This is a genomic window from Sphingomonas sp. R86520, from assembly GCF_042466285.1.
Taxonomy (GTDB): domain Bacteria; phylum Pseudomonadota; class Alphaproteobacteria; order Sphingomonadales; family Sphingomonadaceae; genus Sphingomonas.
The window spans coordinates 4,272,766-4,288,171 of the sequence record NZ_JAXHBZ010000001.1 but is presented as its reverse complement, the minus strand read 5'-3'; the positions used below and the strand labels follow the sequence as shown (position 1 = coordinate 4,288,171).

13 protein-coding genes are annotated in these 15,406 nt (G+C 60.2%); 12 read left to right on the top strand and 1 reads right to left on the bottom strand.

Translation table 11 applies throughout. From position 1 onward, the window contains the following. Positions 1-2: 2 nt before the first annotated feature. The 4 genes from rfbB to SJY41_RS19735 all read left to right on the top strand — a co-directional run bounded on the left by rfbB (position 3) and on the right by SJY41_RS19735 (position 4,331). Positions 3-1,055: a dTDP-glucose 4,6-dehydratase gene (rfbB, locus tag SJY41_RS19750; protein WP_380783921.1), complete on the top strand. Its 1,053-nt coding sequence runs from the start codon at positions 3-5 to the stop codon at positions 1,053-1,055. Positions 1,056-1,082: 27 nt separating this feature from the next. Then, on the top strand, positions 1,083-2,012 hold the full coding sequence (rfbD, locus tag SJY41_RS19745; RefSeq protein WP_380783920.1) for a dTDP-4-dehydrorhamnose reductase: 930 nt from the start codon (positions 1,083-1,085) through the stop codon (positions 2,010-2,012). After that, complete coding sequence (rfbA, locus tag SJY41_RS19740) at positions 2,009-2,884, top strand: glucose-1-phosphate thymidylyltransferase RfbA (RefSeq protein WP_380783919.1); 876 nt, start codon at positions 2,009-2,011, stop codon at positions 2,882-2,884. Before rfbD ends, rfbA begins: the two co-directional genes overlap by 4 nt. A gap of 835 nt (positions 2,885-3,719) precedes the next feature. Further along, positions 3,720-4,331: a helix-turn-helix transcriptional regulator gene (locus SJY41_RS19735; RefSeq protein ID WP_380783918.1), complete on the top strand. Its 612-nt coding sequence runs from the start codon at positions 3,720-3,722 to the stop codon at positions 4,329-4,331. Positions 4,332-4,414: 83 nt separating this feature from the next. Here the strand turns inward: SJY41_RS19735 and SJY41_RS19730 are convergent, their stop codons facing one another. Beyond that, positions 4,415-4,663 carry a DUF551 domain-containing protein gene (locus tag SJY41_RS19730; protein WP_380783917.1) on the bottom strand — a complete coding sequence of 83 codons (249 nt, stop codon included), beginning with the start codon at positions 4,661-4,663 and terminating at the stop codon, positions 4,415-4,417. A gap of 722 nt (positions 4,664-5,385) precedes the next feature. Here SJY41_RS19730 and SJY41_RS19725 point away from each other — a divergent pair. From SJY41_RS19725 to SJY41_RS19690, 8 genes are all read left to right on the top strand, one after another. Next, positions 5,386-5,946 carry a polysaccharide biosynthesis/export family protein gene (locus SJY41_RS19725; protein ID WP_380783915.1) on the top strand — a complete coding sequence of 187 codons (561 nt, stop codon included), beginning with the start codon at positions 5,386-5,388 and terminating at the stop codon, positions 5,944-5,946. Positions 5,947-6,070: 124 nt separating this feature from the next. Beyond that, positions 6,071-8,230, top strand: coding sequence for a GumC family protein (locus tag SJY41_RS19720; RefSeq protein WP_380783913.1), 2,160 nt, complete (start codon positions 6,071-6,073; stop codon positions 8,228-8,230). Continuing rightward, the gene (locus tag SJY41_RS19715; RefSeq protein WP_380783912.1) at positions 8,230-8,925 is read left to right on the top strand and encodes a hypothetical protein; all 696 of its coding nucleotides are present in this window, start codon (positions 8,230-8,232) and stop codon (positions 8,923-8,925) included. Before SJY41_RS19720 ends, SJY41_RS19715 begins: the two co-directional genes overlap by 1 nt. A gap of 4 nt (positions 8,926-8,929) precedes the next feature. Next, positions 8,930-10,519, top strand: coding sequence for an MBOAT family O-acyltransferase (locus SJY41_RS19710; protein ID WP_380783911.1), 1,590 nt, complete (start codon positions 8,930-8,932; stop codon positions 10,517-10,519). A 13-nt stretch (positions 10,520-10,532) separates the two neighbouring features. Next, complete coding sequence (locus SJY41_RS19705; protein WP_380783910.1) at positions 10,533-11,630, top strand: SGNH/GDSL hydrolase family protein; 1,098 nt, start codon at positions 10,533-10,535, stop codon at positions 11,628-11,630. Next, positions 11,627-12,982 (top strand): O-antigen ligase family protein, encoded by a 1,356-nt coding sequence (locus SJY41_RS19700; RefSeq protein ID WP_380783909.1) that lies wholly within the window; start codon positions 11,627-11,629, stop codon positions 12,980-12,982. The genes SJY41_RS19705 and SJY41_RS19700 overlap by 4 nt, the downstream gene beginning before the upstream one ends. Further along, a complete protein-coding gene (locus SJY41_RS19695; protein WP_380783908.1) occupies positions 12,979-14,187 on the top strand; it encodes a polysaccharide pyruvyl transferase family protein in 1,209 nt (402 codons plus the stop codon). Before SJY41_RS19700 ends, SJY41_RS19695 begins: the two co-directional genes overlap by 4 nt. After that, on the top strand, positions 14,184-15,398 hold the full coding sequence (locus SJY41_RS19690; protein ID WP_380783907.1) for a Coenzyme F420 hydrogenase/dehydrogenase, beta subunit C-terminal domain: 1,215 nt from the start codon (positions 14,184-14,186) through the stop codon (positions 15,396-15,398). Before SJY41_RS19695 ends, SJY41_RS19690 begins: the two co-directional genes overlap by 4 nt. The last annotated feature ends 8 nt before the right edge of the window (positions 15,399-15,406 follow it).

Here is a 15,406-nt window from a genome sequence, read left to right as displayed (position 1 = left end):
CCATGCGCATCTTCGTCACCGGCGGGGCCGGCTTCATCGGCTCGGCTCTGGTCCGTCACCTCATCGAGACCACCGAGCATGAAGTGCTCAATTTCGACAAGCTGACCTATGCCGGCACGCTCACCACGGTCGAGCGCGTCGCCGACAGCAGCCGTTATCGCTTTGTCCAGGGCGACATCTGCGACGCAGACGCCGTCAAGGCCGCGATTGCCGAGTTCAAGCCCGAGATCGTCACGCATCTCGCCGCCGAAAGCCATGTCGACCGCTCGATCGACGGCCCTGGCGCGTTCGTGCAGACCAACATGGTCGGCACCTACACGATGCTCGCCGAAGCGCGCGCCTATTGGCTCGGGCTCGACGACGCGGCAAAGGCGGCGTTCCGCTTCCACCACATCTCGACCGACGAGGTCTACGGATCGCTCGGCGATACTGGGCTGTTTACCGAAGAGACGCCCTATGATCCACGTTCGCCCTACTCGGCGTCGAAGGCGGGGTCGGACCATCTCGTCAGCGCCTGGGGCCACACCTTCGGCCTGCCGGTGCTGATCACCAACTGCTCGAACAATTACGGGCCGTATCACTTCCCCGAAAAGCTGATCCCGCTGATGATCGCCAAGGCGCTCGATGGCGGCGACCTGCCGGTCTACGGCAAGGGCGACCAGGTCCGCGACTGGCTGTTCGTCGAGGACCATGTCCGCGCGCTGCACGCGGTGTTCGAAAAGGGCGAGCCCGGCCGGACCTACAATGTCGGCGGGAACAACGAGAAGCAGAACCTCGAGGTCGTGAAGACGCTGTGCACGATCCTCGACCGGCTGCGTCCGCGCGCCGATGGCCAGTCCTACGCGACGCAGATCACCTACGTCGCCGACCGTCCCGGTCACGACAAGCGCTATGCGATCGACGCGAGCCGGATCAAGAACGAGCTCGGCTGGGAGCCCGCCGAGACGTTCGAGACCGGCATCGAGAAGACGATCGTCTGGTATCTCGCCAACGAATCCTGGTGGCGTCCGCTGGTGGCCGCCAAGGCGTCGGAACGCCGCGGCGTGGCCGTCTGACATGAGTGTCCACGCGAGGAACCGGCGATGACCGCATCCGTTCGAACGATCCTCGTCACCGGCGCCAACGGCCAGCTCGGCACCGAGCTGCAGCGTTGCGCCTGGCCCGAGGGCTGGACGATCGTCGCGGTCGACCAGGACACGCTCGACCTGCGCGATACCGCGGCGATCGCGGCGAAAGTTGCGGCCGATGTCGACGGACATCGCTGGGCCGCCGTCATCAACGGCGCGGCCTATACCGCGGTCGACAAGGCGGAAACCGACATCGTCACCGCGTGGGCGGTCAACGCGATGGCCCCCGCCGCCTTCGGCGAGGCCTGTGCGAAGGCCGGCATCCCGCTCGTCCAGGTGTCGACCGATTATGTCTTTGCCGGCGACAAGACCGGCGCCTGGGGAATCGACGACCCGGTCGCGCCGCTCGGCGTCTACGGCGCGTCGAAGCTGGGTGGCGAGCTGGCGGTCCGTACCAGCGGCGCGCGTCACGCGATCGTCCGCACCGCCTGGGTGGTCAGCGCGCACGGCGCCAACTTCATCAAGACGATGCTGCGCGTCGGCGAGACGCGTGACAGCCTGACCGTCGTCGCCGACCAGCGTGGCAGCCCCACGAGTGCGGCGGACCTAGCCAATGCGTTGATGACGATGACGGTGCGACTGGTCGAGGACGAGGCCGCGCCCACCGGTATTTTCCACTTCTCCAACGCCGGCGACATCAGTTGGGCCGACTTCGCGACGGAGATCTTTCGCCAGTCGGCCGCGCGGGGCGGCCCCTCGGCTGCCATCGTGCCGATCCCGAGCAGCGACTATCCGACACCCGCGGCCCGGCCCGCCAATTCGCTGCTCAGCCACGCCGCGATCGAAACTGCGTACGGCATCGCCCCGCGCCCGTGGCAGGCGGCCCTGAGCGACATTCTCGACGAACTGATCGGCCCGATGGCCAGCAAGGAACAGCACGCATGAAGGGCATCATTCTCGCAGGCGGTTCGGGCACGCGCCTCCATCCGGCAACGCTGGCGGTCAACAAGCAGCTGCTGCCGGTCTACGACAAGCCGATGATCTACTACCCACTGTCGGTGCTGATGCTCGCCGGCATTCGCGACATCCTGATCATCTCGAGCTCCGAATATATCGGCAACTACCAGAACCTGTTCGGTGACGGTTCGGCGCTCGGCTTGACGATCGCCTATGCCGAACAGCCCAGGCCCGAGGGTCTGGCGCAGGCGTTCACGATCGGGGCGGACTTCATTGGCGACGACAATGTCGCGCTGGTGCTGGGCGACAACATCTTCTTCGGCGCGCATCTGACCGACCTGCTGGCCAGCGCCGTCGCGCGGCCGGATGGAGCGACGGTATTCTCCTACCGCGTCGAGGATCCCGAGCGCTACGGCGTGGTCGAGTTCGGCGAAGGCGGCAAGGCGATCAGCCTTGAGGAAAAGCCCGAGACCCCCAAGTCGAACCATGCGGTCACCGGTCTGTATTTCTACGACAACCGCGTCGTCCAATATGCTCGCGACCTGAAGCCGTCCGCCCGCGGCGAACTCGAGATCACCGATCTTAACCGGCTCTACATGGACGCCGGCGATTTGTTCGTCGAACAAATGGGTCGCGGCTATGCCTGGCTAGATACCGGCACGCACGACTCCTTGCTCGAGGCCAGCGAGTTCGTCCGCACCATCCAGCATCGCCAGGGCGTGCAGGTCGCCTGCCTTGAGGAGATCGCGTTCGAGATGGGCTTCATCACCGCCGACGTCGCGCGCGCCGCCGGCGAGCGGTTCAAGAAGACCGCTTATGGTCGCGCAATCCTCAATGCCGTGAACGAAGCCAGGGTGTAGAGGAGATACTTCCCAAACCTTGTGGCTGAATACGGCGAGTCGCTTGCCTCAAGAACGATTGTCGAGCGATCCGGCCGACCGCGCTTCGAGGCGCGTGAAGGATCATCGGCGCTGAGATTAGCGGGTTTTTGGTCAACCCTGCCGATCAATTTAGCCTCGGGGCGTGACCACCGAAGTCCAATTGCTTCAGGCGTTTCCTCGACAATCGCGGATCAACGGTTGAGGTTGGCGAGGCGCCCATCAGCTACCCCGCTTCTCGCTATGATGTAGCAAGCGAGCCCATCAGGTCTTTGATTACGGCCCTTGCGATACGAGTTCGCATCTCACCAGCATATAAGATTTTTTGCAAAGTACTGATTTACAACATCGAATTACTTATTGGCATAACTCTGCGACCAGATTCCATACCCCTACTATATTTTGTAACCTAAGTTTGGAATTCCGAACATTATACAATGAAAACATAGGAATGACCGCCTCGTGCGATACTTTCGAAACACGTAAGCCATTGCAGTCGCTTCAAATTGGCTTGGATCACAATTTCTATAATTAGAGCTTGTCGCAGTACTATTTTCTACTGGGCACATCAGCAAAAAATGTAAGAAATCGAATATTTATGTTGACTATTTTGAAGATAATTCGACATAAATGAATTTAATTTGACGAATACTCCTTCGCGCAAATCAGAAGCATTCGCTCTGCCTTGCGTCACATGATTAACGTCGAGTTAGTATTGATTGCTCGTAAGCAATAACCTGTGGATTAATCGGACGCATTTTCCCAGTTCATGATCAAGAACTAGAGACGGTCGTTGGTATAATGGCAGTTATTTATCATGCCCAATACGGTATTTGGACATCATCATATGCCTTCGAGGGACGAGAAGAACAAACTAAGCATAGAGGAACTGTCCTTTGCATGGCTCGAGCGAGACTCCACCGCTTCCGCTATCGTAGACGGATCGCTGGTCCTGCTATGGGCGAACAGATCGATGATATCACTTGTACACGCTCATCGCGATATAATGATGTTGAATGGATCAATCGCCATCAATCCTGCTGACAACCAAGTCAAACTTATCAATTTTGTCCAGGAATGCGGGACAAATCCATCGACATTGCTTTTGTCGGATAGGGCAACGGGGCATTTCGTGGTTCAAGGGCGATTGGTGAGCCGGAACGAAAGTCGACATTTCGTTGGCCTCCAGATCAGAAGTACCGCCGATTTCAAATTAAATTATACCGATCTCAGTATCGCGTTCGGCTTGACGAAAATGGAGCACTGGGTGCTTCTCAAGATGCTCGACGGCCGGATGGCCGATCAGATTTCGTCGACCGAGGGAACGTCGATAGGTACTGTCAGAACGCATATCCGGCACATCTATGAAAAGATGCACGTAACGTCACGAGAAGGCCTCTTTTCCGCCGTCTCACCGTATCGCATATGATCCAAGACCTGGAAAAATGGATTATTGGCAGCGCTCATACGTGAAGTTCCGCAGCCGGATTTTAGCCCTCTGACGCGCGTCGGTCAGCCACCGGCTCTGCACTCAGGTGGCTTGGGCAGCGACATCCAGTGGGTAGGCCAGGGCAACAGGTCGTCCGTGCGGGCATCCATGAAAACCTGCCATTTCTTGCCGTCGCGAATACCGTCGACAAAGCTCGCAACGATATAACGGCCGCCGGCCCAAACCAGCGCGTCCTGCGCCGGCAGAATTTCATCAGTGAGATTCCATTGCGCGCCGTCAGTCTTGGCGTCGTTGATATCAGCGTTTCCCATCGGCCTCGCATACTCCTCTCGGTGGTGTTCCGATCTAATTCCCGATTGCGAACTGCTCCGGAAGCGGGATCGCCGTTTGGTCCTAAATTCCTATAGTGTCGATATACTTCCCTGCAATTTCGCACCGAAGCGAGTGTTATTTTGGGACGATACGGGTTGCGGAGAAGGAACAGTATCCAAACCCCCAAACATCAACGGCCTCACAAGCAGGTCACGAGAAATTGCTGCATCGCAAGGTAATATCATCAAAGTTGAAGACGACCTTGGTGCAAAGATGGGGTTGAAGAGGACATCAGTCGAACGCCTGATAAACAAACAATGGGGAAATCTCGATGAATTCCGCATTTAACATGATGGTGGTCAGCGCGCATAGCCAATTTAGGCTAATTGCGCATGATGTAAGCTGGTAGCCATAATCAGCCTCTTATTGTCTCGGCGGAGCAATCCGATCCCTCACCGTTCGTACCAATGGCGGCCAGGATTGCGCGTTTAGATATGTCGATCGCCTTGCTTACGCCGCTACGACGCGCGGGCACGCGAGCCTCTTGATTGGCCACAACCTTTGGTTTTGACCGATTTTTTCTACTTTGGGAGCGCGCAACTTGCGTAGATCGTGGATTCCAGGATGGACGGTTGTCGCGCTGGCGGGATGCACGACGCCCTTGGCTTTGCCAGCAGGGCATGACGCATATGCTCTCGTGCCACCGGCGGGCCCGCGACCGATGCTCGCAGCGTATCGGTTAAAGCCGTACGATCACATCAATATTACCGTGTTCGACGAGCCTGACCTCTCTTTCAACGATGTCGAGATCGGCAGTTCCGGGACACTGACCCTTCCGTTCGTCGGTATCACGCAAGCCGCCGGCAAAACCGTGGAGGAGCTGCGGGGCGATGTCGCTGCGGCCTTGGCGCACAGGGTCGTCAAGCATCCCGAAGTCGTCATAGCGCTGGCATCGAGCCCCAGCCGGACGATCACCATCGAAGGGTCGGTCAACCAGCCGGGCGTCTATCCGATCACCGAGCCGATCGATCTTCTCGCGGCGCTGGCAATGGCGCGCGGCCCCGACCGGGTCGCCAAGCTGCATGAGGTCGCCATATTCCGTACCGTTGATGGTGCAGCGATGGGCGCCAAGTTCGATGTCGCCGCGATCCGGCGCGGCGAAGCCGCCAATCCGCAGATACTTCCCAACGACACGGTAGTCGTCGGCCTTTCGAATGCCCGCGCGGCGTGGAGGGACGTGCTGCAAGCAAGTCCGGTCCTCGCGCTGTTTACGCGACTTTGACCGCATCCCGGGGATTTGCATGACTTCAAAGATGAATATGCCCGTCGCACATGACGAGTCCGCAACCAGATCGTTTCGGCTTGGTAACGACTCGGTCACGGCAGCATATATTAGGCCGGCTCGCGTGACCCCCGAGGACGGCGGCGACGACGTTCCCGCGATCAGCATTCCAATCCTGCTATCGGCGATCCATCGCAACCGTTGGATCGTCGGAGCGGTGGTGGCTGTCGGTATCGTCATCGCGATAGCGCTGACGTTGCTGTCGACCCCGATCTACCGAGCGACGGCCAGCCTTCAGATCAACCAGCAGAGTTCGACCATCCTGCAAGGCGCGGACGTTCAGCCGATAACCGCGATCTCCGACACCTCGCGCTTTCTCGAAACGCAGTCGCGCGTGTTGAAGAGTCGCTCGCTCGCCAGTCGGGTGGTCGACAATCTGAAACTGGCGGGCGACAACGGCTTCCTGGCAGCGATGGGCGCTCGGACGAGCTCCGCGCAAGGCGATGCCACAATGGTGGTCGCACAACGCCGCGAAACGATCATCGCCCTGCTTCTCCAGAACTTGACGATCGAGCTACCGATCAGCTCGCGAGTTGCGGATATCAGTTTCCAGAGTCCGGATGCCAAGCTCGCGGCCCGGGTCGCGAACACGTATGCAAACAGTTACATCCAGGAGACGCTCGACGGGCGAATGGGCGCCTCGCACTATGCACGGGAATTCCTGAAGCAGCAGATCGCGGAATCGCGACTGCGCCTCGAGCGGTCGGAGCAGGACCTGATCGCCTACGCCAACCAGTCGGGTGTGATCGATACAGCGCAGAGTGGCGGCGATGGCGCTCCCTCCGCGCCGTCCTTGTCGGCTGCCAATCTCGTCGCGTTCAACGGCGCCTATGCCCAGGCACGCAGCTTGCGCATTCAGGCCGAAGAGAAATGGCGGCGTGCACAGCAGACGTCGCCCATGGCGCTGCCCGAAGTGCTCGCGGACGAGACCGTCCAAGGCTTGGTCCGAACGCGTGCCGAGAAACGCGCCTCGCTGGATCAGCTTCGCGAAAGATACGTCGCGGACTATCCGCAGATCGGCCAGGCAGCGGCCAATGTCGCAGGGCTGACTCGCGCGATCGATGCACAAGTCTCGGTCATCCGCGAGGCCATTCGACAGAGCTATCAACTTGCACTCAGCCAGGAAGCCTCGTTGATCACCAACGTCGCAGATGCCCAGCGGACGGCGTTGACTGATCAGGCCAAGCGCATCCGTTACAATGTGCTGAAAAACGAGGTCGAGACGAACCGGACCTTCCACAATACGCTGTTGCAGCGTTCGCGGGAAATCGGCGCTGCGGCCGGCATGACCTTGAACAACATTTCCATCGTCGATGAGGCGCAGGAGCCCCGTACACCGGTCTATCCGCGACCGATCCGCACGATCGCCATCGCGCTTTTTCTGAGCATCGCCGCCGCAATCATCCTGGTGTTGCTGAAAGAAGCGTTCCGGGATGTCATCCATGCACCGCACGACATGAGCGACAAGCTAGGCCTGCCGCTGCTCGGAACCATTCCGTTGGTCGATAAGGGGGAGACGGTGAGCGCAGCGCTTAACGACGCCAAGTCTTCTTTGGCGGAAGCGTATCACTCGGCGCGTACCGGACTGGAGTTCGCCACCGCCGCCGGCATACCCAAGGTGCTGCTGTTCACGAGCACCAAGCCAGGCGAGGGAAAGACGACGAGTGCGATCGCCGTGGCGCGCAGTATCGCCTCGACCGGGCGAAGCGTCGTACTGATCGACGGCGATCAGCGACGTCCCTCACTTCACCGGTCGCTCGGTCTGGCGAACGAAGTCGGCTTCTCCAATCTCCTTACGGGACAGGCGCACGTCGATCAGGTCGTTCAGGCCGACGGCATGCCGAACCTCGACCTGATCACCGCCGGGCCGATACCACCCAACCCGGTCGAACTGTTATCGGGCGAGGCACTGGCTCGAGCGATCGCGGCTCTGTCCGTGTACGATGTGATCGTGTTGGACTCGCCGCCGGTCATGGGCCTGGCCGACGCCATGCTCTATGCCCATGCGGCGGACGGCGTCGTGTTCGTGATCGAATCCGGCCAGACGCGTACTGCGCAGGTCAAGGGCGCATTGCGGCGTCTTGCCGCCGTCGGAGCGCCGCTGACCGGCGTGCTATTGACCAAATTCGATATTCGTACCGCCGGTTACGGCTACGGCTATGATGAATATTATGCCTATCGTGACAATGCGCCAAACGCCGAAACCAGTGTCGGCGCTGCGTGATGATCACTACAGGGTTTCGCGTTGGAGGCACCGTTGCTGCGCTCTACGTGGCGTATGTCACGCTCTGCATGGGCGGGGGGGGCAGCTTCGAAGGCGCCGGCCGGCCGGTCGATGCCTTGATGCTGTATTCGACGGGCCGTGCAGCAGGGCGCGCCGCCGAACAGGCGCTCTCGAACCGCAAAATTGACGATGCAGTATTCTATGCGCGTATGGCGCTGACTCGCTCGGCCTATAACCAAGCTGCACTGCGCGTCCTGGGTTCGGTTGCGCAAATCGACGTCCAGCCGGAGGTCGCCGAGCAACTCTATACACTCAGCGCGGGTCTTGGATGGCGGGACACCGGCACCACGACTTGGCTGTTCCGGCATGCGTTGTCGCATGGCGATACCGCGATGGCTGCCCGCGAAGGCAATGCTCTCGCGCGACGCAAACGTGGTCTGTCCACGGTCATGGTGCAGTTCCGGCAGATGCTGGCCCAGCCTGGCGGCATCGATGCCTTGACGCAGCAACTCGCAGGCCACCCGCCGTGGCGAACCATGTTCTTTCGCGAGCTGATCAACAGTACGCCGGCGGAGCAAAACGGGCTGCGTGTCCTGGCTATGCGGTTACGTGCAGCGGGTATGCCGACGACGACGCTGGAATGCGCGCCCCTGGGTGCCGCAGCGTTGGATGTGTGCGGACTACAGGACGCCTAGCGCGGTGCTGTTCTTCACCTGGACCTTCGCGGCCTTCATAATGGTGTTCTACCCGGCGTTCCTCGCCGTACGACGCCATATAAGGATCCGGAACGCACTACTCGTCGTCGCGGCCTATGTCTTTTATGGCTGGTGGGACGTCCGCTTCCTGTCCTTGCTCGCATTCACGACCGCACTGGATTACGTCAGTGCGCTCGGTGCGAGCGGCGTGCACGTCCGACGCTCTCAGGTGGTTCAGGCCAGCGGATTCCTAGCATCGATCGCGCTGACGGCCTTTGCCGTCCATGGTTTGCGCGATCCATTCCTGTTGCTGGCTCCAGCGGGCGCGGCGGTGCTCATATTCCTTGTGGCGACCTGGACGTTCAACCGTATGCAAGACGCGCATCGCCGCCGCAAAGGCTGGACGATCCTGTCGATCGTCATCAACCTCAGCGTGCTCGGTTTTTTCAAATACTATAATTTCTTTGGCGAAAGTCTGTCATCCGCGCTGGCACCGTTCGGAGTCGACCTCGGCTTCGTAACACTAGCCATCATCCTGCCATTGGGGATCTCGTTCCACACCTTTCAGTCGATCGGGCGGACGATCGACATCTATAGAGACAAGATCACGCCTTCGACGGACCTGCTGGAATTTGCGGCATTTCTGTCGTTCTTTCCACAGATCCTCGCCGGCCCGATCGAGCGTGCGCACCATATGATGCCGCAGTTCCGGTCGGTTTTGCCGATCCGCCCCGACATGCTTCGGTCGGGAGCGGCCTTGTTTCTATGGGGACTCTATAAAAAGACCGTGGTGGCGGACAATCTGGCACTGCTGGCCAATCCAGTATTTGCCGATCCTTCACGACACAGCTCGGGCGAACTCGCCGTCGCGCTGCTCGCGTTCACAATCCAGATTTACGGCGACTTCTCCGGCTATACCGACATGGCCCGCGGGATTGCGCGGATCATGGGGTTCGAGTTGCTCCTCAACTTCAACCTTCCCTATTTCTCGCGTACGCCCTCCGAATTCTGGCGACGCTGGCACATCAGCCTGTCGAGTTGGTTGCGCGATTATCTCTACATCGGCCTGGGCGGCAACCGTCGGGGCACGCTGATGACGTACCGCAACCTGATGCTGACGATGCTACTCGGCGGGCTCTGGCATGGTGCAGCGTGGACATTCGTCCTCTGGGGTGCGCTGCATGGTGCGATGCAGGTCGTCTATCGCATCCTGCATATCGACGATCTCCTAGCGGCGGCGAACGCCCGAGGCGGCGCCCGAGCGTTGATCACCAATATCGCGGGCTGGCTCGTGTTGATGCCGCTGATCTGTCTCGGTTGGGCCTATTTCCGCGCGGCAACGATGGCCCAGGGCAATGCTGTCGTGTTCGGCATCCTGCGTTTCGACGGCGGCGCGGGCGCGGCATGGCGCAGCCTGGCATTCTATGCCCTGCCCCTTTTCTTCGCCGAGGGAGTGATGCGCCTGGCGCGTACCCGCGCCGCCTGGGCTCATGCACCGTTCCTGCTGCGCTACACCGCCATATTGGCCGTCTTCTACGCAGTCCTCGCCCTGACCGCTTCGGCCAGTCAGGACTTCATCTATTTTGATTTTTGAAAGAGTGCCGGCAATGTCCCTCGACCGTTCGATCCGACGGCTGACGCTGGCGATCCTGTTACTGCTCTGGACGCTGGTATTCGGTGAGATATTCCTCCGTCTTGCAGCGCCGCAGTCGCTGATGCCACGCTATGTCACCGGAACGCCTTACGGTGTGCGCGGCAACATTCCGGGCGCAGTCTATCATCATTCCACGCCCGACGTTGAGATCGATCTACGGATCAACCGTCAGGGCATGCGCGATGATCGGGAATTTGCCGTCGCCAAGCCCGCTGGCACGTGCCGCATCGCGATGCTCGGCGATTCCTATTTCGTCGGATATGAATTGCCCCTTCCCCTGACGTTCGCGCGTCAAATCGAGCGCCGGCTCCGCGCACGCGGTTTCCCGGTCGAGGTCCTGAACTTTGCGGTATCGGGCCTCGGAACTGCGGAAAACCTGCGGACCTATGAGGCCGCGGCACGGCCTTTTGCGCCCGATCTCGTGCTGATGCAGTGGCAAGTCACCGATTATGACGACAATATCCGGTCGGGGCTTTACAAGCTTCGGGACGGCCGGCTGGTTGGAAACACGACGACTTTCCTGCCAGGCATCGCAACCCAGGACCGACTGATGCGATACGCCGCGTATCGGTTGCTCGCTGATCGCAGCCACCTCTACAATTTTGCTCGCGAGGAGATTGGCTGGAAGGCCAAGCAACTGCTCGCGTTCGTGCGCAAGCGTGCGGATGGCTCGGACGATCGCGAAGTCGAGCAGAACACGTACGTCATCGGCAACCGGCAGGTCGCGCTGGCCGCCGCGATCCTGCGCCGTGCCGACGCGGAGGTCCGGGCGGATGGCGCACGGATGATGATCGTCGACATTCCCAATCGTACGCCCGACAGGATTTTCGGATCCTCGTTCTCGCTGATGCCGCCGGACATCGAGCGCACCGTGTCGGTCGTCCAGGTCGTCGACCGTTTCCGCAAGGCTGCACGCGATCCTGCCAACATGCTCTTCTATCGCCATGGTGCCCGGCATCTGACACCACTGGGCGCAAAGCTGCTGGCCGAAGCAACGGTTGAACGGATCGAGGGAACGCATGCGCTCGACACGTGCAGGCGGTCACGATGACGGTGCTTACCAGATCATTACTAATTAAGGCGAAGCGCCGGTCCGCGCGTCTGCCGAAGCCGATTGTGGCGTTCCTTCTCGTCATGCTGCTGCCGCAGACTTTGGCGATTTTCGCCGGACCCGTACTCATCACGACCTATCGCGCGCTGATGATAGCGCTGACGCCATTGATCGTACGGCAGATCCTGCGCCAGCGCCGACAAATGACGCTGCCGGATATAGTAATGGCGGCTTTCAGCCTCTGGTCAATACTGTGTATCACCGTCAACTTTCCGGGCAGTCAGGCGGTGGAGCGGGCCGGGCAATTCCTGCTCGAAGCGACGAGCGCCTATTTCCTCGCACGCATGTATATCCGCTCGCTCGATCAACTCTATGCGCTAATGCGGCCCATATTTTTGATTATCACAGTCGCGGTAATACTAGGCATACCCGAGGCGATCTCCCACCAGAAGCCGATCCTTCAGTATACCAGTCAACTAACCGGCATTTCGCCAGGTTTCTACGCGCCTGGCACGGACGTCCGAATGGGGTTCAGGCGCGCACAAGCATTCTTCGAGAACCCGATACTGTTCGGTCTGTTCTGCGCAAGTGGCATCGGGCTGTTCTACTACACCGAGCCCCGGTTATGGCCGAGAATGCTTAAACTAGGGATGGCGGCAATCGGGACTTTCATCACGATGTCCTCGGCTCCGTTGCTTGCGATGACTGCCCAATTCCTAATGATCACAATCGAGATGCTGACGCGCGGCATACGGCACCGGATCCCTGTACTAATCCTGCTCGCCAGTACCGCCTTCGTTGCCCTCGACACGTTTACTAAAAGCGGCCCCTTTGGGCTGATAATAAACTATCTGACATTTAACCAGAACTCTAGTTACAACCGAGTGCTGATCTGGCAATTCGGGTTGGTAAATATTCGTACGCATCCCATTTTTGGGCTAATCCCAGAATTATGGGAACGGGCGCCTTGGATGAAGGTGTCAATTGACAATTTCTGGATTTATACCGGGTTGCTAAGTGGCTTCGTTGGCTGGGGGCTACTAACGTTCGCGGTTGTTATAATCGTTTGGCAGTTCAACCGAATCTCGCTACGCGATCTTAGTCGACGACACATCCGATTTAGACGTGGCTGGTCTATGATGATAGTCGCCTTCGTGCTTACCGGTTTCAGCGTGATGTTCTTCGGCAAGTTGCAGCCCTGGTTCTACTTCCTGCTCGGACTGGGTGCGGCAGCGACACGAATTTATGCCGCCGACGCACAACAGCGCCGACGTGCCTCGATCGACGCGATCGGATGCCCTGACGACGGATCGGCCTATCTCGTTCCAGCACCTGAAGGGCGCTCTACATGACAACTCCTCCGCAATCTGAAACGCCGCTTCACATCGGTATGCTCTGGCATAGTTTCGAGTCCGAAAATCTGGGAGTCGGCGCGCTCACGGTAGGTAATTGCCGGTTGATCGCGGATGCGCTCGTCGGCACGGGCCGCCGACCGGTATTCCACATCATCGGCGCCCGTGGACGGATGGATTATCGGTTCGAGACTCCTTTCGAGAACGACTTCGTCAATATCGGGTACAAGGCGCTGGCGACGCCCGGTTCGACGCTGCACCGGACGCTGGCGCGGTGCGACCTGTTCTTCGACATCGGCGCGGGCGACAGTTTCTCGGACATCTATGGTTGGAAACGCTACGGGCTGATCCTGGCTTCGAAGCGCGCGGCCGCCCGTCACGGTCCGCTGATAATGAGCCCGCAGACGATCGGACCCTTCGCGACCATGCGGAGCCGGATCGGCGCGCGGCATGTCATGCGGCAGGCAAAAACGATATTCGCGCGTGACGGGAAATCCTTTGCAGTACTGAAGGAGATGGGCGTCTCGGATCGCAGCCGGCTGACCACCGACGTCGCGTTCGCGTTGCCCTATGTCCCGGCAAGCGACAAGGCCGCGCGGGACCTTGCAAAGGGGCCGATACGCGTCGGCGTGAACGTATCGGCACTCCTGTTCCGGCGCGATATCTCCGAAGGCGATCGGATCAAGATGACGGTCGATTATCCGGCTCTGATCGAAGCGATCCTTGCACGGCTCGCGCGCGATCCGCGCGTGACCCTACATCTCGTCCCACATGTCCTGGCGAGCGACGAAACCTATGAAGATGATTACGCGGTCGCCGAGGGACTAAAGGCGCGGCACCCGGACGTCGTTTTGCCGCCTCGGTTCGCCGGTCCCTCCGCGGCCAAGAGTTACGTTGCCAATCTAGACCTGTTGATCGGGAGCCGGATGCACGCGACCATAGCCGCGCTGGGGTCCGATACGGCCGTCCTGCCACTAGGCTATAGCCGCAAATTTTCGGGCCTGTTCGGCTCCTTGGGCTATCCCTTGGTCGGAGATCTCACCAGCCAGTCTCAGGACGAACTGATCGCGCTCCTGGACGTTGCGCTTGGCGATGTTCCAGCACTGACGAAAGCCGCGCGTACCGCCAATATCGAAGCCCAGGCACGGCTCGACCGGTACCGCGCCTATCTTGTGGACCTGTTTGCAACATGGCCATTGTCGTGACGCATGACATCGAGGCGATCGCTGCCGCCGGGCTGTGCGCAGGGTGCGGGCTGTGTGCTGCGCTTGCGCCAGCGGGTACGATCGAGATGCACGACAGCATCGACGGCTACCGGCGCCCACGTCTCGTGCGACCTTTGCCCCAACGCGAGGCCACGCTCATCGACGCGGTATGTCCCGGGCTCAACATCGTCCACACGCCCGACGAGATCGATGCAAACTATCACCCCGTATGGGGGCCGATCATCGCGTCCCGGCTCGGCTGGTCGACCGATCCCGCCCTGCGGCGAAATGCATCTTCGGGCGGCGGCCTCTCCGCAATGCTCATATATCTGTTGGAAATCGGAGAGATCGACTATGTCCTCCAGACATCGGTCTCGGAGCATTCGCCGATCCGCAACGCGATCCGCATCAGCACAGGACGCGACGACGTCTTCGCCAGCGCCGGATCGCGCTACGCCCCGTCATCGCCGCTTGCCAATATCGACCAATTGCTCGATCGCCCTGCCCGCTTCGCCTTCGTTGGCAAGCCGTGCGACGTTGCCGGACTCAGAATGCTGTCACGACACGATCCGCGCGTGGACGAGAAGGTCCGGTTCCTGTTCGCCTTCATGTGCGCCGGCGTGCCGAGCCATCACGGCACCGACGCGGTCCTGTCGGCGATGGGAGTCGAAGACGGCGCCGAGATTGAAAGCTTCCGCTTTCGCGGCGACGGCTGGCCGGGCAACGCGACAGCCGTCCTGACCGACGGTCGCCGTTTCGCCATGGACTATAACACCAGTTGGGGGACGATCCTCAATCGTCACCTCCAGTTCCGCTGCAAGATCTGTCCCGACGGTACAGGCGAGTTCGCCGATATCACGTTTGCCGATGGCTGGCATTGCGACGAACGCGGCTATCCCTCGTTCCAAGAGACCAAGGGCCGCAGCCTGATCCTGACCCGCACACAGCGCGGGGAAGCATTGTTCACACGAGCACAAGCTGCGGGGCACGCGGCAAGCGAGCCGATCGTCGTTGACGTCATCCGCTTCATCCAGCCGTTCCAGGCCAAGCGCAAGGGACTGGTACTCTCGCGGCTAGCGGCGATGGCGAGCATCGGACGGATACGTCCCCGATTCCGCCGGCTGGCGCTTGTCCGCAACACGATCCGGCTCGGCTTTTCAGAAAACATACGAAGTTTCCTGGGGACGCTGCGCCGGTTACGCCACTCATGATCGGCCGT